The organism is Trichocoleus sp. FACHB-591 (assembly GCF_014695845.1).
Taxonomy (GTDB): Bacteria; Cyanobacteriota; Cyanobacteriia; order FACHB-46; family FACHB-46; genus Trichocoleus.
This window is the reverse complement of sequence record NZ_JACJPA010000114.1, coordinates 149,562-174,993: the sequence shown is the minus strand read 5'-3', so window position 1 is coordinate 174,993 and position 25,432 is coordinate 149,562. Positions and strand designations below refer to the sequence as shown.

22 protein-coding genes and 1 tRNA gene are annotated in these 25,432 nt (G+C 50.0%); 12 read left to right on the top strand and 11 right to left on the bottom strand.

Going from position 1 to position 25,432, the window contains the following annotated elements; translation table 11 throughout:
• Positions 1-398 (bottom strand): sigma-70 family RNA polymerase sigma factor (locus H6F90_RS26220; RefSeq protein ID WP_199296184.1); only part of this gene is annotated, 398 nt, incomplete at its 3' end.
• A 289-nt stretch (positions 399-687) separates the two neighbouring features.
• Here H6F90_RS26220 and H6F90_RS26215 point away from each other — a divergent pair.
• Both H6F90_RS26215 and prfB read left to right on the top strand, forming a co-directional pair.
• Positions 688-1,416, top strand: coding sequence for a Bax inhibitor-1 family protein (locus H6F90_RS26215; RefSeq protein WP_190554973.1), 729 nt, complete (start codon positions 688-690; stop codon positions 1,414-1,416).
• 207 nt (positions 1,417-1,623) lie between these two features.
• Positions 1,624-2,746 (top strand): peptide chain release factor 2 gene (prfB, locus tag H6F90_RS26210; RefSeq protein ID WP_190433617.1). Its coding sequence is split into 2 segments (ribosomal slippage): positions 1,624-1,695 and positions 1,697-2,746, totalling 1,122 coding nucleotides; the frame shifts between segments, so codons are not numbered across the junction.
• Between the two features lie 112 nt (positions 2,747-2,858).
• Here prfB and H6F90_RS26205 read toward each other — a convergent pair.
• From H6F90_RS26205 to H6F90_RS26195, 3 genes are all read right to left on the bottom strand, one after another.
• Positions 2,859-4,199, bottom strand: a complete 1,341-nt coding sequence (locus H6F90_RS26205; protein ID WP_190554972.1) for a TldD/PmbA family protein — start codon at positions 4,197-4,199, stop codon at positions 2,859-2,861.
• Between the two features lie 160 nt (positions 4,200-4,359).
• On the bottom strand, positions 4,360-5,832 hold the full coding sequence (locus H6F90_RS26200) for a TldD/PmbA family protein (protein ID WP_190554984.1): 1,473 nt from the start codon (positions 5,830-5,832) through the stop codon (positions 4,360-4,362).
• Between the two features lie 97 nt (positions 5,833-5,929).
• On the bottom strand, positions 5,930-6,337 hold the full coding sequence (locus tag H6F90_RS26195; RefSeq protein WP_190433610.1) for a phosphomannose isomerase type II C-terminal cupin domain: 408 nt from the start codon (positions 6,335-6,337) through the stop codon (positions 5,930-5,932).
• 434 nt (positions 6,338-6,771) lie between these two features.
• On the opposite strand from H6F90_RS26195, the gene H6F90_RS26190 reads away from it, so the two are divergent.
• On the top strand, positions 6,772-7,200 hold the full coding sequence (locus H6F90_RS26190) for a hypothetical protein (protein ID WP_190554971.1): 429 nt from the start codon (positions 6,772-6,774) through the stop codon (positions 7,198-7,200).
• Positions 7,201-7,296: 96 nt separating this feature from the next.
• Here H6F90_RS26190 and H6F90_RS26185 read toward each other — a convergent pair whose 3' ends face one another.
• Positions 7,297-8,421 carry a site-2 protease family protein gene (locus H6F90_RS26185; RefSeq protein ID WP_190554970.1) on the bottom strand — a complete coding sequence of 375 codons (1,125 nt, stop codon included), beginning with the start codon at positions 8,419-8,421 and terminating at the stop codon, positions 7,297-7,299.
• Between the two features lie 214 nt (positions 8,422-8,635).
• Here H6F90_RS26185 and H6F90_RS26180 point away from each other — a divergent pair, with 214 nt between their 5' ends.
• Positions 8,636-9,463 (top strand): metal-dependent hydrolase, encoded by an 828-nt coding sequence (locus H6F90_RS26180; RefSeq protein WP_190554969.1) that lies wholly within the window; start codon positions 8,636-8,638, stop codon positions 9,461-9,463.
• Here H6F90_RS26180 and H6F90_RS26175 read toward each other — a convergent pair.
• A complete protein-coding gene (locus H6F90_RS26175; protein ID WP_190433603.1) occupies positions 9,436-9,708 on the bottom strand; it encodes a SemiSWEET transporter in 273 nt (90 codons plus the stop codon). The genes H6F90_RS26180 and H6F90_RS26175 overlap by 28 nt on opposite strands.
• A 258-nt stretch (positions 9,709-9,966) precedes the next feature.
• Here H6F90_RS26175 and H6F90_RS26170 point away from each other — a divergent pair, with 258 nt between their 5' ends.
• Positions 9,967-10,362, top strand: coding sequence for a nuclear transport factor 2 family protein (locus H6F90_RS26170; RefSeq protein ID WP_190554968.1), 396 nt, complete (start codon positions 9,967-9,969; stop codon positions 10,360-10,362).
• 7 nt (positions 10,363-10,369) lie between these two features.
• Here H6F90_RS26170 and H6F90_RS26165 read toward each other — a convergent pair whose 3' ends face one another.
• Positions 10,370-10,999, bottom strand: a complete 630-nt coding sequence (locus H6F90_RS26165) for a MarC family protein (RefSeq protein ID WP_199296182.1) — start codon at positions 10,997-10,999, stop codon at positions 10,370-10,372.
• A 143-nt stretch (positions 11,000-11,142) separates the two neighbouring features.
• Here H6F90_RS26165 and H6F90_RS26160 point away from each other — a divergent pair, with 143 nt between their 5' ends.
• Complete coding sequence (locus H6F90_RS26160; protein ID WP_190554967.1) at positions 11,143-12,321, top strand: IscS subfamily cysteine desulfurase; 1,179 nt, start codon at positions 11,143-11,145, stop codon at positions 12,319-12,321.
• Between the two features lie 16 nt (positions 12,322-12,337).
• Here the strand turns inward: H6F90_RS26160 and rnc are convergent, their stop codons facing one another.
• Positions 12,338-13,009, bottom strand: coding sequence for a ribonuclease III (gene rnc, locus H6F90_RS26155; protein WP_190554966.1), 672 nt, complete (start codon positions 13,007-13,009; stop codon positions 12,338-12,340).
• Between the two features lie 127 nt (positions 13,010-13,136).
• On the opposite strand from rnc, the gene H6F90_RS26150 reads away from it, so the two are divergent.
• Complete coding sequence (locus H6F90_RS26150; RefSeq protein WP_190554965.1) at positions 13,137-13,340, top strand: hypothetical protein; 204 nt, start codon at positions 13,137-13,139, stop codon at positions 13,338-13,340.
• A gap of 28 nt (positions 13,341-13,368) precedes the next feature.
• Here the strand turns inward: H6F90_RS26150 and H6F90_RS31645 are convergent, their stop codons facing one another.
• From H6F90_RS31645 to H6F90_RS26135, 3 genes are all read right to left on the bottom strand, one after another.
• On the bottom strand, positions 13,369-16,734 hold the full coding sequence (locus tag H6F90_RS31645; protein ID WP_190554964.1) for a sigma 54-interacting transcriptional regulator: 3,366 nt from the start codon (positions 16,732-16,734) through the stop codon (positions 13,369-13,371).
• 61 nt (positions 16,735-16,795) lie between these two features.
• Positions 16,796-17,983: a glycosyltransferase family 4 protein gene (locus H6F90_RS26140; RefSeq protein ID WP_190554963.1), complete on the bottom strand. Its 1,188-nt coding sequence runs from the start codon at positions 17,981-17,983 to the stop codon at positions 16,796-16,798.
• A gap of 122 nt (positions 17,984-18,105) precedes the next feature.
• Entirely contained in the window at positions 18,106-19,737 is a 1,632-nt protein-coding gene (locus H6F90_RS26135) for a DUF2079 domain-containing protein (RefSeq protein WP_190554962.1), read from the bottom strand.
• Positions 19,738-19,936: 199 nt separating this feature from the next.
• On the opposite strand from H6F90_RS26135, the gene H6F90_RS26130 reads away from it, so the two are divergent.
• The 5 genes from H6F90_RS26130 (at position 19,937) to H6F90_RS26110 (ending at position 25,198) form a co-directional block, all read left to right on the top strand.
• Positions 19,937-21,019, top strand: coding sequence for a universal stress protein (locus H6F90_RS26130; RefSeq protein ID WP_190554961.1), 1,083 nt, complete (start codon positions 19,937-19,939; stop codon positions 21,017-21,019).
• Between the two features lie 97 nt (positions 21,020-21,116).
• On the top strand, positions 21,117-22,292 hold the full coding sequence (locus H6F90_RS26125) for a histidine kinase (RefSeq protein WP_199296181.1): 1,176 nt from the start codon (positions 21,117-21,119) through the stop codon (positions 22,290-22,292).
• A 1,050-nt stretch (positions 22,293-23,342) separates the two neighbouring features.
• The gene (locus tag H6F90_RS26120; protein ID WP_190433581.1) at positions 23,343-23,621 is read left to right on the top strand and encodes an Npun_R1517 family heterocyst differentiation transcriptional regulator; all 279 of its coding nucleotides are present in this window, start codon (positions 23,343-23,345) and stop codon (positions 23,619-23,621) included.
• A 296-nt stretch (positions 23,622-23,917) separates the two neighbouring features.
• Positions 23,918-23,990, top strand: a tRNA-Glu gene (locus H6F90_RS26115).
• A 191-nt stretch (positions 23,991-24,181) separates the two neighbouring features.
• Positions 24,182-25,198: a tetratricopeptide repeat protein gene (locus H6F90_RS26110; protein WP_190554960.1), complete on the top strand. Its 1,017-nt coding sequence runs from the start codon at positions 24,182-24,184 to the stop codon at positions 25,196-25,198.
• The last annotated feature ends 234 nt before the right edge of the window (positions 25,199-25,432 follow it).

Sequence of the window (25,432 nt, the reverse complement as noted above, 5' to 3'; positions counted from 1 at the left end):
GCGTCTTGGGGTTGCCGTCCCAAGTCTTTCATCAACGCTTCGCGCACCTTTTGGCCTTCCTTCTGCAAGTCTTGCCAGCGACGGGGAATCTTTACCGTGTTGCCGCGATCGCGAAGGAAGTGGAGCATTTCACCGCGAATGTAGGGAACGGCGAAGGAGCTGAAGGCACAACCTTGGGACGGGTTGAAGCGCTCGATGGCGCGGATGAGACCGAGGTGGCCGATTTGCTCCAGGTCTTCGTAGGGTTCTGCACACTGATGGCTGACTTGGTGAGCAATCTTCCGCACGAGTCCAGCGTTAAGGCGGACGAGTTGGTTGCGACGCGAGACGGAGGGGTTCTGGTGGTAAGCAACCAGGAGTTCCATGACTTGAGAGCGGGGAGAAGATTGAGTAGTCATCACACAGAGCCTTGCATCAGAGTTGAACTCATTCTCCCTACAGCAGCCAACTCGAACTATCGTTGTTTCACGGTACTCCTTGGGGCTGCTCCCGAGGGTGTCGGCGGAAATACGTAAGTGTCACCCCGCAAATTTGAGGGTGCTCCTTTCCCAGTCTGTGGTACGGCTGCTTCTAATTTCCTTCAAAGAAAATTTTTAACTTTGAAAGCTGAGGAACTGCGGGAAACCAAGATCTACGTCACAATGGGCGTAGTTGGGCTCTATTGTTGGTGGATAACAAGGAAGTCTTATGAGCAATACCAGTAACTTCCGCAATGCCATTCGTGAGGCCAAGACGCAAGCGTTAATTGGTCCCAATGTCATTGCTAATGCTCTGCCTTACCTAGGGGCAGGGTTGCTCTTAACAGCGCTAGGTACTTATGGGGGCTTACAGGTCTTCAGTGCCAATCCAGGTCTCTTCTTTCCGACCTTTTGGGGCGCTCTGATCCTGGAGCTGATTCTATTTTTCGTTGCGAGTGGAGTTGCAGAGAGGGGGCAGAATGGTGTTGCCTTGCCACTACTCGCAACCTACAGCTTGCTGTCAGGTTATACCTTGACTGGGTTGGTAGCGGTGGCCTTAGGGACACCTGGTGTTGGTTTGCCAGGCATGGGCTTTGCGGCGTTAGGCTGTGGGGTTACCTTTATCGCGGCTCGGCAAATTGGCTCCAACTTGTCCGAGCAGGATGGCATGGCCCTAGCTCAAACTGTCCGCCTTGGCGTTATCGCTTTGCTGGTAGTTTTAGTGGGGCAGCTGCTTTGTAGCTTCTTCGGTATCTATACGCCAACTTGGCTCGAAATCGCTATTTCTGGGCTTGGCGTGTTGCTGTTTGCTGGGGTGGCAGTTGTAGACTTCTATGTTCTACCCCGCACCTACCGGGATGATCAGTATTTGCCCGCAGCTTTGTCGATGTATCTGACCTACATCAACTTGTTTGTTTTCATTCTGAGATTGCTAATTGCGATCAACAGCCGCGATTAAGACTGCGGTGCTTCTGAGAGCGTTGGCAAAATCAATTGTCTAAATTATGCAAAGCTGTGGTCTTTCGGGCCACAGCTTTTTTTTAAGCATCATATGAATTGGGGCATAGTGGAGTGGAATCAGAGCTAAACAATGAATGCGATCGCTGACTCTCGCTAAGATGAACTATGCAACCTTTTGTGGCTTAGGAGCTAACAGTTACTGTCTATGGATGCACTAGAGATTAAACGCGAAGTTGAAACGTTGTCTGAGCGCCTGGGTAAAACCCAGGACTATCTTTGACGTTCCAGCCTTAAATGCCAAAATTCAAGATTTAGAACAAATTGCGGCCCAATCAGACTTTTGGGATGACCAAACTCAGGCGCAAAAAACCCTGCAAGAGTTAAACGACCTCAAATCTCATTTAGATCAGCTAGGACAGTGGAAAACTAGCTTAGAAGATACGAGAGCCATCTTGGAGTTGCTGGAGTTAGAGGCAGATGAAGCATTACTGCAAGAGGCCCAGACCAATGTTTCCCAACTGAGCCGCGAACTCGATCAGTGGGAGTTGCAACAGTTGCTCTCTGGCCCCTACGACTCCAAGGGTGCCGTCTTGACAATCAATGCGGGAGCTGGAGGTACGGATGCTCAAGACTGGGCTGAAATGCTGTTAAGGATGTATACCCGTTGGGGCGAAGACCACGGCTATAAAGTACATCTGGCAGAAATCTCGGAAGGGGATGAAGCGGGGATTAAGTCAGTCACGCTAGAAGTGGATGGCAAATACGCCTACGGCTACCTCAAAGTCGAGAAGGGAACCCATCGCCTCGTTCGTATTTCTCCCTTTAATGCTAATGACAAGCGGCAAACCAGTTTTGCTGGGGTGGAAGTAATGCCGATGATTGACAGCTCTGTAAACCTAGAGATTCCAGAGAAAGACCTGGAAATTACGACCTCACGAGCAGGTGGTAAAGGAGGGCAAAACGTCAACAAAGTAGAAACGGCGGTTCGGATTACCCACATTCCTACAGGCATTGCAGTGCGCTGTACGCAGGAGCGATCGCAGCTCCAAAACAAAGAAAAAGCCCTGGTAATTTTGAAGGCGAAATTGCTGATTATTGCCCAAGAGCAACGAGCTAAAGAGATTGCTGACATTCGTGGAGATATGGTGGAAGCCGCTTGGGGCAACCAAATTCGTAACTATGTCTTCCATCCCTACCAGTTGGTGAAAGATCTGCGAACTGGGGTGGAGACTACGGCGATCGCAGATGTGATGAATGGCGAGCTAGATTTCTTCATCCAAGCTTGTCTACGCCAAGACAATCAACTTGTTGAGAGCCAGTCCGCTTAGAGTTCTATGCCGGGGGCAGGGATCTAGCTGTTTGTCAGGGCGAAGCATTCGTAAACAGGCTCATCAGCCAACCTGTGTTTTTATACGAACGCTCCGCCCTCAAGGGTTATGGCTATTCGCCAGTAATCGCGAGACCATCGACCCAAATCCGAGGACAGACCCCACCGGGAGTCACTTCGGCTTCTGGCTCCACATAAGCGATCGCCTTGAGCAGTTCCAAGAAGTCTCCAGCTACGGTGGCCGACTCCACACTGACGCGATCGCCTTTGTTCACCACCCAGCCATCAAACGGTAGCGAGAACGAGCCTTGTAATGCTTGCACGCCTGCGTGAAGGGCTTGCAAATCATCAATCAAAACTACATTTTCAGCAGTGGCGAGGTCGTAGGTTTTATCAGTCGATTGACCAGCAGCAACGTGGTAGTAGTGCGGCCCCACAGTAATTTTTGCGCCCATATTGGCGTTGCCTGTGGGCTGAGCATTCATGCGCTTGGCAGTTCCGGCGCTGTGGAGGAAACCACTCAAAACACCTTCGGTGATTAGGGAGACTTTACGAGTTGGAGTGCCTTCGCCATCAAACATCTCCGCGCCGATATTACCGGGATGATGTGGGTCATCACAGACGGAAAGTAGAGGCGAAGCAATCTGGGTTCCCAGAGATTCGGGAGTAGAGAGACTTTGTTTGTCGAGGATACTTTGGGCGTTGTACAGGTTAGAGAACGCACCCAACAAGCTCAAGAACGCTTCGGGAGAGAACGCTACCAAGTATTTGCCCGACTGAATTTTGTTGTAGTTCAAGTGGCTGATGGTTTTCTCTGCCGCTTCCTGCACGCAAGCTTGCACATCTAGCTCTGGGAAGCCATGACCCACCCTGAACGCCCCTGCACTACGCGGCTTTCTGCCTTCTTCCTCGGTTTTGCTGTAGAGATACACCGAGGCATAGGAGCCGCCCTCATACCGCTGCGCTCCCTCACTGTTGAGGTAGAAGCGATCGAAATCGCGTTGCGCCATGCCGTTATATGGAACTCCAGCGATCGCCGGATGTGCTTCCAGTAATTCCTTTTCAGCCTTCACCAATGTCTCAATCAGCGTTGAGACTGGCGCTTGAGGAGTCTTCTCGTGAGAGGTTCCGGGAATCGGAACAGTGGCTTCGGGGCTAAAGTCGGGTACATGCTCTTTAGCGCCAAAGAAACTAGCCTCGTAAGCGGTTTTCAGTGCCAACTCTACCCCTGCTGGATCAACATCTGTGGTAGAGGTAATCCCCACTCGGTGCTCTTCATTCCACACCCGCACCGTGACGCTAGAACGATTCGATGCCTTAACTTGTTTCGGTTCTCCCTGGTCTACCTGAGCGCTAGTTTCATCCACCGAGGAACCGTAAATATCAAATTTTTGGATACCAAGTTTTGTGGCGCTTTCTTTGGCGTAAGTCGATAATTCTTGAATATTCGGCATATTGCAGTCTTACTGGCTAACGTATGTCTTTGTAAAAACCTTGTATTGAGTCTTAGTAGACCTCTCCCCAAACCCCTCGCCTCGCAGGAGAGGGGCTTTGAATTTGGCTCCCCTTCCCTCCGAGGGGAAGAGGCTGAGGATTAGGTCTTCAGGGAACCCCCTAACGTCCACCGACAGTGATCGAATCTACCTTGATGTGGGGTTGGCCGACGGTGACGTAGATGCTGCCACTGACCGAACCGCAGAAGCCTGCTGCCAAGCCTAAATCTTGAGAGCACATGGAGATCTTGTTCATGATTTCCTTGGCTTCACCGATCAGAGTTGCGCCCTTAAGAGGCTTGGTGACTTTGCCGTTTTCAATTAAGTAGGCTTCATCTACTGAAAAGTTGAATTGTCCGGTGGGGCCGACGCTACCGCCGCCCATCTTCTTGCAATAGATCCCTTTGTCGATCGAGGCAAATAGATCTTCAACGGAGTGCTCACCAGGGGCAATGTAGGTATTCCGCATCCGGGATGCTGCGGCGTGAGTATAGCTTTGGCGACGACCGCTTCCGGTGCGAGGATGTCCGGTGCGAATCGAACCTGTGCGATCGCTCAGGAAGTTCTTCAGGATGCCATTTTCAATCAGCAGCGTCCGTTGAGCGGGCATCCCTTCGTCGTCCATGTCGATGGTGCCGAACTCATCGGTAGACAAACCTTCATCCCAAGCAGTTAGGCTTTCATGGGCAATCTTTTCGCCTTTTTTGTCGATAAAAGGCGTAGTTTTGCGCTCAATTTGAGTGGTTTCGAGCAAGTGGCCGCAAGCTTCGTGGAAGATTACCCCACCAAACTTGTTCGCCATGATGATCGGGTAAGTACCTGATTCCACATAGTCGGCATAGAGCATCTTGCCTGCGGATTCGGCCACATCTGCGGCAGTAGCGGCGTAGTCCCAACCTCGGAGGAAGTCAGGGTTGCTGGTGTCTCCGACGCGCTGGCTGATAGAAGAACGGTTAGCGCCATCGGCACAGAGCAAACTGTAACCCACGGATTGAGTCAGACGAATATCTCTGGCAAAGGTGCCATCACTAGCTGCGACTAAGACTTCTTGCCAGTCGCGGAAGTAAGCAGCCCGTCGAGACTGGACGTGAGTAGCCTTGGTCTGTAGCTGAGCGTTAGCCGCTAAAAGAATGTCGCCCATCTCTCTCATGGAGCTGCAACCACCGAGCCAAGCTTCTTTGCCTTTTTTGGTGGCGTAGTCGCGCAGCAGTTCCAGGTTAATTTCAGGGACAAACGCACTGGGAGCAGGTAAATGCAAACCCAGAATCGACAAACCTTTTTCGAGAGCGGATTTGAGGCCAGAAAAAGTCAGGTCGTTGGTACTGACGTAGCAGTCCGCTTTACCCCGAAACACCCGCACGCCCGCCCCTGTGGATAAGCGGGGGGCAATGCTGCTGATGCCATCATCTTCTGCTAGACAGCTGATGTAATTGGTGCGCTCCAAGAAAAATTCGATAAAATCAGCGCCCGCTGCTCGTCCTAGCCCTAACAGTGTGGAGAGGGGAGCTTGCCAGGTTTCATCAAAGCGATCGCGGGTGGAGTTGTATTGGAGGGTGGGTAATTCTTTAGAGAGCAACAAAGTCTTTGGAGGCATCGATAACGTCATCTGCGGGCGTCCTTACAGAAAGTTGACTGACAAGCCTATTGGTTTCAGTCTAACAAATCGCTAGAAGCCTGATGATTGCTAACGTTTATCCTTCTTCGGCATCCCCAAAGCGGATAATGTCGTCTTCTCCTAAGTATTCGCCATTCTGCACTTCAATCATCACCAGTGGAATCACGCCTGGATTCTCAACTCGGTGCGGCATGCACATCGGCACATAAGTGGATTGCTTTTCAATCAGAATTTTTTCTTGGCCGTCACAGATCACCTTGGCTGTCCCAGAAACCACGATCCAGTGCTCACTGCGGTGGTAGTGCATTTGGGTGCTGATGTGGTGCCCTGGCTGTAGCTCAATCCGATTGATGCGGTAGCACTTGCCTTCTTCTAGGGCGGTCACTGTACCCCAATTTCGCATGCGGGTGGTAGCAGTATTGGCCAACTGGTTTGCCAACAGGGGTGTGGTGGGAGTTTGCTCGTTATTTTGGTTACTGCTCATCGGCGGCTCTCCCTATCTTTGTGGCTGGATCTTTGTGACTGGCTCAGATGGACGACGCTGGAATTATTCAAAATTTACCTCAGACCCGCTCAGGTTCCAATCATCTCGTGACTGAATTAACGCCTAATTTGCTTAGCGGGGTGAGGTCAGTCACATCTTTACCCAATCTTTATCACGTCTCCGGACGATTACGGTCACAGGTTTATAGGCGTGTCATCACCCGATCGAACGAAAAAATAGATCACAGTAGGAAAACAGTAATAACACTGAAACTAGCTGTGTTGATCCAGGAGTATTCGCCAATCTGGTTAGGTTGGTATCACGACTGGTGCTGAACTTATCGCATTTGTTCTAGGTGGCAACCAGGGTCCAGCTACCACACTCAACCCTGGTTGTTCTCCCAAGTCCGTATTACTTAGGAGTTACTTTTTATCATGACAAATAAACAGCGGGAGTTTGCAAAGGATCAGCCTTTTGTAACTCACCCTTCAGCCTTCCTGGGAACACCGCTGACCTACATCGTGTTGCCACTTTGCGGGGGTGTGGTGGGAGAAGCGATCGCTTCTCCTAATCCTGCTGAGTCATCGATTCATAACAACTCCCAAGCTGAGGAACAACTTGTCCCTGCAACCGCTCCTACAACTGAGAAGTTGTCTGGGGAGCCAGCTCAAACTAGCGAACGAGCCATGACCAACCTCTGTGAAGTGGCGATCGCCCTCTTGATCTTTGGCAGCATTCTGGGTTGGCTCACGACAGTCCCTATGTGGCTACCGCAATTTTTTCCCAAACCCTACTCCGCAACGTCCTGGTGTGTGCATTTTTACTCAAACTCACGGCCATTAGAGCGCTTGGATATTAGTTGAACCATAAAAGTTCAGTCATAAAAAATTCCCCAGGCCATTTGTGGCTCTAGGGAAGGGTGTAGGAATTATGAAATCTAGGGAGGAGAAGTTAACCAGTTAGGTAGGCGTAGCTTGGAGATTGCCTTGAAGTAGGCGCAGAATGGCCGTTTTTTCTAAAAGCCCGACCAAAATACCATTAGTCCGAACTACAGGTAACGCTGTCAGTTGTTGTTGCTCTAGCAAATTCACTACATCGCTCAGCGGTTGGTCTGCCTGAATTGTGGTTTCAGGGTTAATGGGTTGCATCACATTCCACACTTGGGTTGTAGCCCAACGTTCTACTGGTAAATGTTGCAGGTCAGCCAGCGCGATCGCTCCCATCAACTGCCCGGTTGTATCGGTGACTAAAAAGCGTTGCCAAGCCATCTGGTGGAATAAAGACCAGTCGGCAAATTCTCGCAGGGTCCAGTCAGCTTGTACGACTGGGCCATTGGGAGTCACCGCATCGGCTGCCGTAAATCCAGACAATTTGGATTGCACCGTGGCATATTGAGCCGTTCGGCCTGCATTCTGGAGCAAGAACCAACCAATCAGCAAGTTCCAGAAGTTAGCAGTGCTGCCAAAGACCAAGAGAGGAACTAAGCCAGAGGCGATCGCGGCCCAACCCAAAACTTGACCCGCTCGGCTGGCGAAGGCTACTCCTTTGTAAGGATTTCCGGTAAGCTTCCACACCAGCGCCTTGAGGACGTTTCCGCCATCGAGCGGCAAGCCTGGGATTAGGTTAAAGAGGGCTAAAGCTAAGTTAATGGAGGCGACCAATCCTAAAATAGCGGCCAGTGGACCTGAAACAGGGCTAACTAGAGCGATCGCAGTTAGAAGTCCAGAAATTATCAGACTGACCCCAGGACCTGCAACAGCCACCCAAAAGGCTTCAGCCGGAGTCTCCGATTCTTTTTCTAATTGGGCGAGTCCGCCAAAGAGAAACAGCGTAATCGATTTCACGCCAATCCCTTGCCGCAGAGCGACAAAGCTATGACCCAGTTCGTGAGCCAACACCGAAGCAAAGAGCAATAAAGCTGTGACTAAACCAAGTCCGAGGGGAAGCAAGCCACCCAAGCTAGGAAACTGAGCTGCCAGCCCACTACCGTAACTCCAAGTGACAAGTCCCAGGACCAGAAACCAAGATGGATGGAGATAAAACGGAATACCAAACAGATTACCGACGCGCAGAGTGCCGTTCATACGGGGCACCTCTAAAAATTGTTTACTTTCACTGTAAACAAATGTAAACAATTCTCTCAGCTTTCACTAGGGCGGAAGCCGCACTTTAGCGTTCGGTTATAGGAACCTTCATTCCTAGGGCTCTTCATCCCTAGGGATAGAGTTACTCCGCCGCGATCGCTCTTACAAGGTAATAGAAAAGATATCTCTCGAAGCAACTCGGTGCCCCGTACCCATGATGGCAATCTCCAAGATTCAGGTACGCCCGATTCACTTCCGTTTTCCCGATACCATTGAGCGCTATTGGCTCGGTGACAGTGCTTACAATACTCATCTGCTAAATAGCTTGACGTTGCTGCTCCCTAATATCGAGCGCTATATGAATCACGTCATTAAGCAGCAATTGCCTCACATTACTGACCCCCAGCTTCAGCCACAGGTGCGAGCGTTTGTTGCCCAAGAGTCCCAACATGCCAGCCAGCACACCCATTTTTGGAAAAATCTCCAACAACAGGGGTATTGCTTTGATGGATATGTCCGTTATGCCCAGGGGATTTGGCGACGGCTGACGCAACATGGGAGTTTGATCCTGAATCTAGCGATCGTGGCTGGGGGAGAGCACCTGACCTCGCTGATGGCCGAGGTCATTTTGACTGAACGCTTCCTCGATCCAGCAGAACCCAATCTCAAAGCGTTATTTGAATGGCACGCCGCCGAAGAAATAGAACACCAAGCAGTGGCTTTTGAGGTGTTGCAATCTGCGACTCGCAATTATGGAGTGCGCCTCTTGGGTTTAGTAATCTCAAATCTTTTAATGCTGGGTCTGATGAACTGGGGCATAATTCTGCTGTTGCAGCAAGACAAAAAATGGAGCGATCGCCAAGTTTGGCAAGACCTAATGCAATTTTGGTTCTTCAAAGAGAAGCTTTTGTTCAAGGCAATCATCAGCGGGTTTCACTATGCTCGGCCTTCTTTTCATCCCTCTCAAAAAGCCAACCAAGTGTTAGCTGCGAGAGTGCTACATTCCATCGCTCCTCACCCCAGCTCACCACTACGCTTGTAGCGAATTTTGAGGCCCAAAATGATTGAGGAAAGAATTAGGGTCACAACATTGGCACAAATGACTGGAATATCGTGAACATAACTGCCGTAGACGAGCCACAGCACAATCCCGACGCAAAGCGTGATCAGCATGCTCCAAGAAAGGTCATCGGCTGACTTAGATTTCCAGGTTTTGATTAGTTGGGGCAAGTAGGCGATCGTGGTTAGACTGCCTGCAATTAGTCCTAGCGTGGTGGTAAATTCCATTGCAACTTTTCTCCAGCGTCATTGACACAAACTTGAACCAACTCAGGAGCGATCGCGCTCTAGCTTCTTGGTTGTAGCTGGGAATCTTCAGAGATGCGATCGCAGGTTTACCCAGACTGCTGTAATTACCTATTACCCTCTGCGTGGAATTTCGGATTTAGATTATTGAGATTTCGCTAGAAGAAGCAAATTTGCTGGGGTGCAGGAGTAACCTCTAAGTACTACTTTTTAGGTGGGATCGAGCCAAGATTAACCAAGATGAATACAGCTCAGACTGACACCCTAAAAACTGCCCATCAAGCTTTTGATCGCTTTACCCACGGTTTAGCTACGGGTGAATGGCAAGCGTTTTTGGACATGGTCACCGAGGATTTTAGCTTCTGGTTTCCGATCGGGCCGTATCACGGGCTCAATACAGGAAAAGCTCGGACTGAGGCTTTTTTGCAGTATGTCTCTGATACGTTTGAGGATGGTCTGACTGTGACGCTCGATCGCGTCATGAGCAACGACACCACAGTGGTGTTTGAGTTTCGGGATGAGGGGATGATGCGGGGTCAGCCTTACAAAAATCGGGTGGCGATCGCTTTTGATGTGCGCGGAGACAAAATTTGCGCTTACCGCGAGTACTTTGGCAGTGATGGCAAGTCTTATTGATTGCAGTTCACTTCAGAAATAACTCTCGAATTCCCGAACTACTAATTTCGATCGCCAGTGCCGCTAACAGAAACCCTAAAAGTTGCGTGATGATGATTGCGCCTTCTGCCCCTAACCAATGATCGATGCGAGAAGACTGACGCACAATAAACCAAGTCACGAACATCGCACCCACAATCCCGATCGCAACACTGAAATGACCGATCGCGGAGTCTGCGTCAGACATCAACAACATCACACTGGTTAGGGTGCCTGGTCCTGCCAAGAGCGGAAATGCTAACGGGGTAATGGCTACGTCTCGACCTTGCTCCATAACTGGAGTCTCTGTATGCCCTTCCAGCATCTTTAAGGCGATCATCAGCAACAGTAAGCCGCCAGCTATCTCCAAGGAACCCATGCTGATGTGCAAGTAATCCAAGACTGTTTGACCACCAAAGGCAAAGGCTAGAATTACCGCAGTGCCAACAAGACTAGCGCGATCGACTACGCTATTTTTCTGCTCTATTTCCATGCCCTTGGTCAAAACTAAGAAAATAGGGGCATTCCCCAAAGCATCAGCTAAGACGAAGACCGCCACAAAGGTTTTGACCAGAACTGGAACATCTATAAATGTTTTGGCTAAGCTAAGGAATTCCATACCAGGGAAGCAAATTTTCTCAACAGTAGCGCGATCGCCTGTGCCTTACATTCCCTCCTTGGCTGATTTGTGAATCGCACAACAAGTTGAAGTGTTGCTGTAACATTCAAACACCCAACGAATCCATTCGTTTCCCTCTTAAAATGCCCAGCGTTCATCGTCCGATTTATCTGGATTGCCACGCTACGACTCCGGTAGACCCCAGAGTGCTAGACGCGATGCTGCCTTACTTTACGGAGTATTTTGGTAATCCGGCGAGTGTGACTCATACCTACGGTTGGGAAGCCGAAGCCGCGATCGCCAAAGCGCGGGAGATTTTGGCATCTGCGATTAACTGCGGGCCAGAGGAAATCGTCTTTACCAGCGGGGCTACAGAAGCGAATAATTTGGCGATCAAAGGAGTGGTGGAAGCCTACATTAGCAAGGGGCGGCACATCGTTACGGTAAGCACTGAGCATAGTGCGGTTCTCGACCCCTGCCGCTATTTAGAGTCTTTGGGCTTTGAAGTCACTTATCTACCTGTGCCATCCGATGGCTTGATCGACCTGGCAGAACTGGAGCGATCCTTTCGGCCTGACACGATTTTGGTTTCGGTGATGGCTGCCAATAATGAGATTGGGGTGTTGCAGCCACTGGCTGAGATTGGGGCGCTTTGTCGTCAGCATCAAGTTCTCTTCCACACCGATGCGGCTCAAGCGATCGCCAAGATTCCTCTAGATGTGGCGGCAATGCATATTGATTTGATGTCGCTCACAGCTCATAAGGTTTATGGGCCAAAGGGGATTGGCGCGTTATATGTGCGGCGGCGCAATCCCAGAGTGCAGGTGGCACCTCAACTACATGGTGGTGGGCATGAGCGAGGCATGCGATCGGGCACGCTTTACACACCGCAGATCGTCGGTTTTGCTAAAGCAGTAGAGTTGGCACTGGCCGAGCAAGACACAGAAACTCAACGCCTGATCCAATGGCGCGATCGCCTCTGGAAACAACTCAGTACGGTGGGCAATATCTACCTCAATGGTCATCCCACGCAACGTCTCCCTGGCAATCTCAATGTCAGTGTGGCAGGAGTAGATGGGCAGGCATTGTTGTTGGGGTTGCAATCGGTGGTGGCAATTTCTTCTGGTTCCGCTTGCACTTCGGCTGAAATCAAACCTTCCCATGTGTTGACTGCTTTAGGGCGATCGCCAGAATTGGCCTATGCTTCCATTCGGTTTGGTCTTGGACGGTTCAACACAGAAGCGGAAATTGACCAAGTCGCACAACAGGCGATCGCAACCATCCAGTCTTTGCGGGGTGCGGCAGTTTCTAGCCCAGCCTAGCCAGTTGACCCGTTTTCTAAAGCAGTCCTAAGGTTTCTAGAGCTTGTTTAGCTGCGCTCTTTTCGGCATCCTGTTTTCTGTGCCCCTTGCCTTCGCCGTACTTTTGGTCGGCTACGCGCACTTCAGCGGTAAATTCTCGCGCATGATCTGGGCCAGATTGAGCAATGATGGCGTACTTGGGGTTCTGACCTACTTTGGCTAAGGCCCAGGCTTGAAACCGACTCTTGAAGTTGATTTGTGCTGCGGTATCAACCAAAGTATCCGCGATCGCTTGAAACAGCGGTTCTACGTAGTTGCGGACTATCTCAATATTGGAACCTGTATCTATGAAATAAGCCCCAATCACTGCTTCAAAAGTGCTGCTGAGCAAGTTGGGATTTTCCCGCCCCCCGTTAATTTCTGCGCCTCGGCCCAAATGCATGAGGGGACCGAGGTTGAGGGCGATCGCAAATTTGGCGAGCTGTGACTCATCCACCAAGGCAGAACGTAGCGGCGTTAATTCTCCTTCTGGTTTTTCAGGGTAGTGCTTGTAAAGAAATTCGCCGCTAAGAAAGTTCAATATGGCATCGCCTAAAAACTCCAAGCGTTCGTTATCTTCCCCAAACGCCGGATGCTCGTTGGTGTAGGAACTGTGGGTCAGCGCTCGTTGTAACAAAGCGTTGTTTCGGAAGATGGGCAGTTTTTGCATCTCTACTCTGGTATGGCTCAGGCTCACCCACCTAGGTAAGCCAACTGGAGGGAGCAAAGAGGTCAACAATTCAGGGAATATACAGATTAATAGAGCTTCTTCACGTTTTCCTTACAGAATCGTCCTCATGAATACTGACAATAGCAGTCTTGGTTCTGCCATTGGGCCAATTATCCAACGCATTTTTACTTCTGGAAAAATCACCCAAGCCGACGAATATGGGTTTTTCTCGGCGATCGCTTCAGACGCAGTGTTGAGTGCTGAGGAGTTGAGTCAAATTCGGCGGATTTCTGACCACTTGGATATGGGACTCCTGAAAGTAGTGGATTGAGTTCCAACTGCTAGAGCAGCAAACCTGATCAACTGACGATCAACTTCCACAACAGTGAGCCGATGGCAATCGTAGCTAAGTGTTGGGGCAGCAAGCTGACCAAAGGTTGACGCGCAATTTTCTGAGTCAAAATCACACTCAACCAGACTGAGGCAATCAGCGTCACGGCTTGCAGGAATGCGATCACTGCGGGTTCAGCTACGGCGATTGGCACATTCACGCCGCTATAGCCAAAGGTGGCTAGCGTAATCGGCAAGACTCGGCCTGCTTCGGTTAAACCCAAGCGCAGATAGTGAGCTAAGCTGCCGCCCAGCACCAGTGGAAGATAGCCGTAGGCCAACTCTAAGAATGGACGCGGCTTGATGGTGCGGCTAGAAACTCGGACTAAGCCTTGAGCCAAGAGCGCGATCGCCACAGGCACCAACAACACCACAACAGAAACGGCAGCATGCCAACTAAAATGCTCTAAATGCAAATTCCAGCCAAAGTGATTTTGGATTTCAGGGAGGCGATGCAGAAAAATTGCTCCAAACAAGAGAAACAGCAACGCAACTTCGGCATAAGTCGGCTGATGGGTGGTCCAAAGCTCAATGCCTGGAGGCCGTAGATTCACTTCCACTGAGCGGTGGGGACAAGCTTTGAGGCAGGTCATACACAGTACGCAGTCGCGGTTGTCTTCCAGTTGGGCGGGGTGCGAGTAGAGCGGGCAACCGAGGCTTTCTTGGCCTTCGCCTTTTTCGGGACCACCTTTGTAGCATTGATAGGTGGTACAAGTCGCAGAACAAATGCCTTGCTGTGCCCGCAATTCAGTCATGGAGAGCTTGGCAAACAAGCCGTTCATGCCACCAATCGGGCAAAGATATCGGCACCAAAAACGGCGCTCAAACAACAGCGAAAAAATTACCGCCCCAGCCGTAATCAGCAGTAAGAGACAACCCGCCAGATAAGCTGTGTCTTCTAAATTCCAAAGTTCTTCCCAGAGTAAAATGAGCGTGAATAAGCCGAACAGAAACCAGCCACCCCATTTCTCAGCTTGTTGGCGGGGCCAAGGCAGTAATTCGCGCGGAAAGACTTGTAAGGAAAGCTTCTGGGCTAGCTCACCGTAGATCATGAAAGGACAAACCGAGCACCACAACCGTCCCACAAAGGGAAAGGCAAAGAGCATCAGCGGCCACCACCAAGCCCAAAATAAATTGAGGCCAATGTTGGAGTCACGAGTTTGGGGGCCGAACATCAAGATGGCGACGATGACAGCAAACATACCCAAAGTAAAGCCAAAGTTAATGCGATCGGGCCACCAATCACTCCGTAGAAACTGCCGCAACTTGGGATAGGCGTTGAGCAGGTTCACTCGGAAGCGTCTAGTTTTGTTGCTCACGGCCCAGAAGACTTCTTCCGTAAGTTCTGGTGCGCCATTCGATTGCGCGATCGCCCGTTCGATCAGTCCTTCTAGTTCCGTGAAGTTGCCCGGAAAGTCATAGCCTTGGAGTCGGCGCAGTGCTTCTGGGGTGACGTGGGGGCGAGCAATATTTTTAGTTCGACAGGTCAAGCTGATGTAGTACTCGGCTTGGGCCGCAATATCCGCCTTCCGCACCCGCAACGGTGGCACCTTGATCACATGAGGAACGCAATGCTTCCGTTCTAGCTGCGGCAAAGTTTTTTCCGACACCATCATGATCCGAGCGTGGCTGCGTTTAGGTTCTGGTGTTGGTTCTCCTTCGCGGCTAATTGGAGTGTAGGTTCCGGTTTCTAGTAAGAGCAAAATTTTGTCTAGCAGCGCGGGGGGTAGTTCTTGGATGTTGTTGAGGAGGAACGTACCCTGACCAATCCACTCTAGTAGCCCTGCCTTGCCGCCTACACGACCAAACAATTCCGCGCCGCTGGCTTGCAGCGTGTTGCAGTTGATTTTGATCATCGGTTGGTGGCGATCGCGGGAGCCAAAGTGAATCAAGGCTGCGGTGTTGTCTTTGCCCAGTCCTGGTTCACCAAACACCAATACAGACTTGCGATCGGCAGCCGCTTTTTTGATTTCCTGGCGCAATCGCACCGCATAACGACTAGAACCAACAATTCCCCGCCGCACTTTTGGCACCAAATAAGGACGCAACGCAGTTTGGCGTTCTTGCTCGAAGGCGAGTTGGGAGGCGACTTGATCTAGTTGGACAGCGAGTTGTTGGGCGGAACGAAACAGATCGGCGTTGAGTTCAGCCGCGCCATTCGATTGGCTAATCGCTTGCTCCAATAGGCTTTCTAGCTCTGGTAAATTACCAGGCAAGTCGTAGCTGGCTAAGACTTCGGCAGCTTCAAGTGTGAGTCTGGGTCTAGGAATGCCTTCCGCACGCGCAAAACAACTGATGTGATATTCAGCTTTGGCTTTGATATCAGCTTTGCGATCGCGCAGGGGTGGAACTTCTATCCAGTGACCCCACAAAGCTTGCCCAGGTTCAAGGCTCAGTTGCTCATTGACCTGATCTAGCGATCGCTCTGCGGTCAGGATGATGCGAGCTTCACACTGCTGCAATTCAGCCATCGGCTCTCCGTCACGGCTCACCGGGCGATATTCTCCAGTTTGGAGGAGTTGAATTACCTTGGCTTGCAGTTCTGGCAGGAGGTCTTGCAAGTGATCCAGCACTAACGTTCCGGTGCCTAGGTAAGCAAGTACCCCCAGTTTGCTACCTAATCCTGGGCTGCTGCGGCCAAACAGTTCCACCCCACTGCTAGAGAGCGTGCCACAGTTGAGCCGAATTAAGGATTCGTGCCGCGCCGCAGACGTAAAGTGAATCAACGCCGCTAGGTTGACTTTGCCAACTCCCGCTTCTCCTGTCAGTAAAACGGGGGTGCGATCGCGAGCGGCCTCTCTCACTTGTTTGCGGAGCCTGATCGCCACTTCACTACTGCCAATTACCCCCCGCTTCAGTTTAGGAATCACATAGGGTCGTAATGCTGATTGGCGCTCTTGTTCATAGGCAAGTTGAGAGGTGACCTGGTTCAGCTCCGCCGCAAGTTGGCGCGAGAAGGTACGGCTAATCTCTGGATATTGTTGCGCTAACTCTAGAAACTGTTCTTTAGTGATCCGCCACAACAAACCGTCGTCAAGCGTAATGACGGTTCGCTCAGTCGGCTGCTCTAGCAACAGTTCCTTGAGATGAATGATGCTTCCAGGCAGCAAGCTCACTGCTTTAGCAGGGCCATTGGGGCTGGTGTGGTAACTCTCTAAATGTCCTGCTTTCAGGATGTAAAGTACGTCTGGATGGGTATCTTCTAGAACCAGACGGCGATTTTCTTGTAACGGTTCTTCGACAATAGCAGCGGCGATCGCCTCTAGGGCTTCATCGGAGAGCGATACCAACTGGGTATGCTCTTTTAACCATTGAATCCGCTCAGCCCCATCCATATGCTCGCCCCCTATATTGTGGTTTGAACCCGATATGTCTAAATCGTCTTACCAATCCACCTTACCAATCGACTAGCGATCGCTCTTGCACTACCCGTTTGTAAACTACTTCTGTTTGTTGGGCAATTTTGGCCCAACTGAACCGCCGCCCCAAGTCTTCATAAGCATTGTCTATGAGCCACTGGGCATAACCCGGATTCTTCAAGACTTCCAAAATGCCCCAAGCTAGGGACTCAGAATTATTGGCCCAAGTCACAATACCTGTTTTGGTATGACGCACCACTTCAGGAAAGCCACCTGTATCCGAGACCACAACAGGTACTCTCGCCGCAAAACTTTCTAAAGCCACAATGCCAAAGGGTTCGTAGAGACTAGGGAAAACCGCACAGTTGGCAATGGTTTGAAACTTATTTAAGTCTTCCTCAGACATAAACCCGGTGAAGTAGGTTTTGTGGGCAATGCCGAGGTTCCAAGCCTGCTGTTTCAAGTGGTCTGTATTGCCGCCGCCGATGACCACCAACTTGGCATAGCCGCCCATTTCCCACAGCACCTTGGGCATAGCATTGAGCAGAACTGCCACGCCTTTTTCATGAGTCATGCGGCCCACGTAATAAACAATTTTTTCAGCATCCTCGGCAAACTGGCGACGGAAACTAGCAAAGTCAAAATCTGGGTGCCGTCGCTTCTTCTCGGGGCGGATGCCGTTGTAGATGACATCTACTTTTGCTTCAGGACTGCCCAATGCCCGTGCAGCTTCAGAGCGCATGTAATCGGTACAAACGATGACTCGCCAAGCGTTGTAGGCTAGATGAGTTTCTTTGCTACTGATGTAGTGGTGGATGTCGGTATGAATGCCGTTATGGCGGCCATATTCAGTGGCGTGAATGGTCGCAATGAGCGGGGTTTTAAACGTGTGCTTGAGAGCGATCGCCGCATCTCCAACCAGCCAATCGTGGGCATGGATCAGGTCGAAGGGGCCATCTTCTAGAATCAACTTGCCACCATGACGGCCCATGCTCTCGTTCATATTCACGACCCAGTGGAAAAAGTCGTGGCTATAGCCCACAGGCACCCGATGCACTTTGACCCCATCGACCACTTCATAACTGGGGGCTTGCCCAAATTCGACGGTAATCAAATGCACTTCATGGCCCAGCTTGACGAGTTCTGGATATAGCTCGGCCACATGTCGGGCAATGCCGCCCACAATGCGAGGCGGAAATTCCCAAGCTAATACCAGAATTTTCATCAAACGCTACTCCTGCACCTTCACATAAGTCCTAAGAACTTCACATATCAGTGTAGCGGCGACTGTAATTGCTACGAAGGAATGCAGGCATGATTCCTAAATCTTCACAAAGCGTTGCTTGGCTAGTCAGGCTGTCGCAAAATGGGTTCCAGCTCTTGCCGAAAACTAGACCAAGCCGTAGTCGCGATTGCGTCAGAATTAGCAGTACGCTGCATCAACAACACGCCATCTCGGAAGCCAATCAACCCGTAGGAGCGATCGCCCAAAAGCCGATCAACGACAGGCACCATTGTCTTCAGCAGCAGGCGATCGTCATCAAACACAACTTGGTACTGCCGTAACTGTTGAAAGTCCAGAATCACATAGTCCACCAAAACCACAGCCCGCGCATCATTTCTCACTTGTAGGGCTGGAAAACGCACAATCTCTCGCCGATTGGAGAGGTGAGGCACGATATGAGTGGTGGCTGAAACGCTGGCATCCGTTGAAATTTGAGCCATCAAGCCGCGAATTGCTGCCGCATGTTGCCATTGAGCTTGAGGCGCTGAGTAAACCCAAGGCTGAAACGAATCGGGAATCAGAAAGGACAAGGCTCGGTTGGGATTCGAGACAATCGTCAAAATTAGCGACACACTGAGGCAGAAAATCCAAAAGCGTCGAAACCGCCGAGTAAACGCCCCTGGATGCTTGGCCCACCACAGCACCGCTCCATAAAAGAATCCGGGAATCACCGTTAGGGCGTAGCGTAGGTCAATCGACAGGGCAGTCGGGTCTTGCCGCATGAAATTTTGCAGTAACGGAAACCCAGCCACCAGCCAAGCCGCTGGAGCCACCGCAGGCACAAAGGCTAAAGGTAGCCAATGGGCTAGTAAATAGCTAATCGTGCGATCGACAGGCGTGATAACTTCTTGAATTAACCGCAGCGGCTGAGTGGCGATCGCTCCAATCACCTGGATCGAAGATGCTTCCCGGTTGCCCACAAAATGCCCAAACTGCTCCACCATAAACCGTCGCGAAATATCAGGCGAGAACAGTGGCATGGCCCAGTTCGTCACTAGCAGTATATAAGCCACACTCAGCGCACACACACCCAACCCCGCCCGGAGATGCCGCCGACTCACCGCTAGATAAAACCCCACACTAAATAAGACGACACCCGCATCTTCTCGTACTAGCAGCGTCAGTCCTGCTAGCAGCCAGAACAGCCACCACCAGCGCTTCTCCATTGCCAGCAGCAGCCCAAAAATAAACAACGGAATCTGACACAAATCATGGAAGTTAGCCACCGTTGGCCCAATCACTGCTGCCGCCCCATAAAAGCTAGCGGCAATCATCACGGCTAAGGGTGGGTTGTGATAGTGCCGCGCTAAGGCATAAAGCACCAAACCAGCCGCTGTTATCAACGCGACTTGTAGCACTGACAGCAGCGCGGGAGAGGGAAACAAGGCATAAATTGGCAACCAGAGCAGCAACGCAGGCGTAAAGTGCTGGCCCAAACGGTGATAAAACACTTCTGGCACTTGACCGTCTTGGGTGACTGCTGCCGACAGCGTCGAAGAGAGTGAGCTTTGGAAGAAGCGACCGTGCAAGCCATTCCAAAACACTTGATTAAAAATGCCTTGGTCGAAGGCCACATAGGTTGGATAGAAGTTGTAATACCGATGCAGCGCGATCGCGGACAACACGACAAAAAAAGCGATCGCCATACCCCCCACCCACCGCAACTCCGGCTGTTTCTGCCACTGCTGCAACATGATTAGATGACTCTCTTCGCTACAGCCTTAACGCTCTCATGTTGTCGGCCTTGGCTCAACCCATTCCCCGAAATTTCTGCGATCGCCTAGAGTTTCGTGAATATTTCCAGACAAGACGCCAATTTTTACTCAGGTTTTGCCTATGTTAGGGGTAAGAAATGTCCTGCCTAAGTTCTGTTCGGGACTGGAGCTGTCGATCATGCCGTCTACTACTTCTCCTTTGCTGCCCCCACTGCTACTGGCTACGGATGGTTCTACAAGTGCTGGCACGGCACAACGGCTTTTGCTTCCGGTAATCCAGCTTTTCTCCCAACTGCCGCCTGAGGCAGACCGACAAACCTGGCTAGACATTCTCACTGTACAGCCTCGGCCTGCGGGAATGCGCCCAAGACTCCCGGCTCTATCCAGGAAACCAACGGCTGAAACCCGAACGCCTGAAGCAGAGCCAGAACTGACCTCACCCTTGCCACTACCTGAAGTAGAGAATGGGCATCGGGCTGATTTGAACCCGAATGATCTGTTCGCTCAAATTAAAGCTGAAGTGCCGCTAGACAGAAAAATTGCTTACCAGAGCCGAGAGGGGCGACCTGCGACTGAAATTTTGAACCATGCGCGGACAATTCAGGCTGGATTGATTGCAGTAGGTCATCGGGGTGTTGGTGGATCCCGGGAGTTGTTGCTGGGTAGCGTTTCTTCAGCGATCGCACGTTATGCCACCTGTCACGTCTTAGTCGCGCGAGGTTTACCTGAAACGCCGACACTGCAACCAAAGTGGCACCACGTACTTCTGGCCGTGAATGGCTCCCAATCCACTAAGCAAGCGATCGCCCTGACGCGCCAGTTAATTCCCGCAGGTATCCAGCGAGTCACCATCCTCTGTGCCCAAACACCCCTCAATCCTCACTACTTGTTTGGGCCGTTCGCCACTCCCACCCCTAATTGGCAACTCACGCAATCCTTGCAACAAGCCCAAAAAGAGCAAAGTGAGCAAATCATTCAAAAGGCGCAAGAGAAGCTAGCAGGAGCCAATGTAGCAATCACCAGCTTGATCCAGACTGGAGAGCCAGGGCCGATTATTTGTCAAATCGCTCAACAGCAGCAAGCCGATGTGATTATTTTGGGGAGCGATCGCCACCCTGCGTTTCGCAATATTCGCCTCACTGCTACAGGCGACTACGTCCTCCATCATGCGCCTTGTCCGATTCTGCTTTGCCGCACAGCGCGATCGGAAACGGAAACCAACCTAGGATCTGAGTCTGAGATTTCGCGCGAGGAGGCCTAGAACACGATAGTCTATATAGATGGTGGCAGTTCTACCTAGTCTTGTTTGAACCCAATCCAACCTATTTTGCCTATCCTAGGTGCTGACGAGAGATGGCATGAAAGCATCTCCTGACAAGCCAATCGACCCTGAAACTCCGCTACAACTACTTTTATTTGTAGACAAGCGCCCGAATTCAGGGGAACAGATTCGGCACATCCGTAATTATCTGAAAAATCTCAAAGCTCAATATTCGTTCGATCTACAAGTTATTGACGTAGGAGAACAGCCCTATCTAGCCGAACACTTTAAGCTGGTAGCAACCCCCGCTTTAATCAAAATTCAGCCAGAACCGCGACAAACGCTGGCGGGTAGTACTCTAGTGACTCAATTAGAAAATTGCTGGCCCCGGTGGCAACGTTCTGTTGAGGAATATCTAGCAACCTTAGAGTCACAAACAGATTCGTCTAGTCCGGAACGCCCCAACTCAACCATTGACTCAGTAGCCTATTCAGCCGAGTTGATGCGGCTTTCAGACGAAATTTTTCGCCTACAACAAGATCAAGAAGACTTGCAAGAGCAATTGCGGTTCAAAGACCGCATTATTGCCATGTTGGCTCATGACCTACGTAACCCTCTAACGGCGGCCTCGATCGCGATCGAAACGCTAGAACTCAGCTACAGCCCCAAGGAAGGGTTGAACACTCGCCTTAAGCCTGCTGTCACAGCTCAATTGCTCAAGCACGCTAAAACTCAAACGCGAGCGATCGACCGCATGATCACAGATATTTTGCAAGCAGCTCGTGGTACTAGCGGAGACTTTCAGATCCAGCCGCAGAAACTAGATTTAGGGTCGCTTTGCCAAGAAGTTTTAGTATATCTGCGCGATCGCTTTCAACCCAAAGAGCAGCAGATTACCCACGATATTCCGAGTGACTTGCCGTTGATCTACGCGGACCCAGAGCGCGTCCGCCAAGTTCTGATTAATCTGTTAGACAATGCCATCAAGTACGCTCCCGCAAAAGGCACCATTGCCTTTTCAGTCTTGCACCGCACCACTCAAAAAGTGCAGGTAAGCATCTGTGATGATGGGCCTGGTATCCCAGAAGAAAATCATGAACGAATTTTTGAAGAGCATTTTCGGCTCAAGCGCGACGAAGCTCAGGAAGGTTACGGTATTGGTCTAGCATTGTGCCAGCGCATTGTGCGAGCGCACTACGGCCAAATTTGGGTTGACTCCGTCCCCAACCAAGGTAGCTGTTTCCACTTCACCCTGCCAGTTTACCGTCCTTAGTTAGAGCCTCTCAGGACCAAAAGACGTGCTTGCTTATAACCAAATGGTTATGAAGGATTGAACTGCGATTCAGGGCTGCTATCTTTAGCATTCTGATCCTTCTAAACTGCATCCGTGAAGCTACTAGATTGATTTGTTACTTAATCCTGGGATTAGTAAGAACTCTGTATTTTTGACGTTAGCAATTGTTAAGTTAGAACTTCAAAGCTCAAGCTACTTGTTAAGAATATTGTCATCCTAAAGTTTATATAAACTACTGAGTGCTCTAAGCTAACTATTTTCAAAATTTTAGATATTGGCGTCAGGAGTAAGCAACTATGGACAGGGTTAAAGTTACTTGTGCCCATCTTTACTTCTAAAAAAACTAACTTAACTCGCTTTAAAGCTAAAAGAGTAGATGAACGAGGAGCCAACTTAAGCCTCTGATTGCCAGAGGCTGATTGGGTACGTTCTACTATCTATCACTGCTTCCTGTCTTTGTGTTTCTGTTTATCTCAGTGACTCAAAGTATCAAATTTTAATTAAATAACCTCAGTGAGAGAAGCATTTTATCAGTAATGAATGCTAACTAGATTGAAACATAATTGCATTCATACGGGTAAAGTTTGAGTATTTTTATAACTTTGAAGATTCAATATACTGATGCACCTAGCGTCGATAAAGCTCTCATGAAGCCTTTTCAAATCTCCGATGAAGCCTGGATTGAGAGTGCATTCCTCCCCTTGAATGGTAGGCAGCAGTTAGTTTATTGGCTCTAGTGAGTGGGAGTGAGAAGAAAGTATTTTATGAAGAAACAGCGAAGTTGATTTTAAGATTCTTTGAACTAATTAGGTTGCTGATTTAAGTTCAGCTAATTAGCGGATTCTAACCTTATAGAGGGCATATTAATTTTGATAGTAAGCAATGACAGCAGCAGATTTAGGTTTGGCTTAAGTCAAGTTGCTAAGGTTTCAACCAGCTCAACATTTATGAATACCAGCGTTGAAATTCTTCGAAGTCTAGCTCTAAACATTCCTTTACTCACAGCATAGTTAAGTGCTGCTTACTGAAATGAAACAGGATTCTCTGGATCGCCAGCCCGCTGCGTTTGAAGTCAGTGTTTATGAGTGCGAAGTCCATCTGAAGTTTCGTTTGATTGAAGAGAAAGGTGGACTCAGCGATCGCGATCAACTGCTAGAGCAACTGATTGATGCTTTTACCTGTGGTACCGACGAGTACCTGGAGCCGTTGCAAGTTTTAGTGAAAGCTGAAGAAGTTTCCGAAATGTCGGCTTCTCCCGAACTGCGTCGTCAACTCATCCGCCTACGCAACTCCAACGAACTAGCCTAGCGGCTCATGTCTTTTCAATCTGGGCATCCCTGTATCTGTCGCTCCTTTAGTTTTATCCGTACAGCTCATAACCTTTATAGTTCCTTGCTCCAAGCTTATAGAATGCTTGACTCAAGCAACTAGCTGAGTGCTTCATACTGGTGGCCACTGCATTTGGTTTCTCGTAGCCTCACCACTCAGTTACTGAAAAATTAAGCAAAATCTAAACCAGGTATTGACAGATTCAGGGAGATTGATTAAGTTAATAAAGGCGCGGCGATAAACCGAGGTAAATCGGTTGGCCAAATCAAAAACAGGCCCCCATCGTCTAGAGGCCTAGGACACCTCCCTTTCACGGAGGCGACGGGGATTCGAATTCCCCTGGGGGTATAACAACTAAAAATCCGTTCGATTCCAAAATTTGGTATTGAGCGGATTTTTGTTTATGACCTGACGGCGGTTAGCTATTGCCAATCCTATGCTGACTCTGCCTCGTAGCCTGTTGTTCTTGGCGAGCGATCGGGCACTCTGAGAGTAATAGGCCATCGCAAGTAAGCCAGCAGTTTTTAGGGATTGTGCTTGTGCAACAGAAATGGGATCAATGCCGCCTTCGGGCGATCGAACTGTATAAAGGCAGCAAATTTCGTGAATCTTTAACCCTTTCTGAAGCTAATTTGGAATTGGCTAGAGGCTTGCAAGATCAGGTCAGAGAAGCCGCTTCCCTCAGTGACCTGGGTTTAGCTCACTCTCGCCTCAGTCAACTCCAAAGAGCCTTGCACTGTTTCGATCAAGCTAGGTTGATTTTTCAGGTTTTAGGGGATCGAGCCAGTGAAACCGCTGCTTTGAGCAACACTGCCTTAGTCTATGCCAAACTGGGACAACCCAAACGCGCTTTGCTGCTTTACAACCAAATTTTGGCCATTCGGCAGCAACTGGGCGATCGCGCTGCTGAGGCCACCACTCTCAACAATATGGGCTTTGCTTATAGTGCCTTTGGTCAATCCCAAACTGCTCTAGAGCATTTTCAGCAAGCGCTTTTAATTCAACGTGAGCTGGGCGATCGCACGGGTGAAGCTACCACCCTGAACAATATTGGATCTATTTATAACGACTTGGGTGAGCTGGCTCAGGCATGGTTGCATTATCAGCAAGTGTTGTTGGTGAGGCAGCAGGCGGGAGATACGTCTGGCGCAGCCATCACTATGAATAATTTGGCCTTAACCTATGCCAACTTAGGTCAATCCAATCAAGCCCTGCTGTTCTATAACCAGATTTTGTTGCTACAGCAGGAGATGGACGATCGCTTAGGTCAAGCTGTGACCCTGTCAAATACAGGGGCAGTCCATCGGTCTCTGGGTCAGTTAGAGAAAGCTTTGGGATTTTACCAGCAAGCACTGCTTATCCGACGCGAAGCAGGCGATCGCTTGGGTGAAATTAATACGACGGCGAACATTGGCACTGTCTATGTTGAGTTAGGCAAAAAAAGCCGCGCTCTGGCATTTTATGCAAAAGCTTGGGGGCTAGCAGACCAACTAGGCAATCAAACCCTCACAGAATGGTTGCGGAGTTTAATTGAAAGTTTAGATATCAGTCTATAAGCTGCAAGTATTTAGTCCCCAACGGTCACCAAGTCAGCTTTGCTATGGTTGAAGTACAGGTCAAGACTTGAGCGATACACTTTGACCTGACTGTGGAACTAAATGTGAAGTTAGTGGGCCTGCTGCAACGCTTGGTCAGTGATGAGTGCGATCGCCTGTCACCAATTTGTTGGAGTGACCTGTGGGCCGATTGCAACATTTGTTTTCGCTACGTAAACTTCTATGCTGATAGAA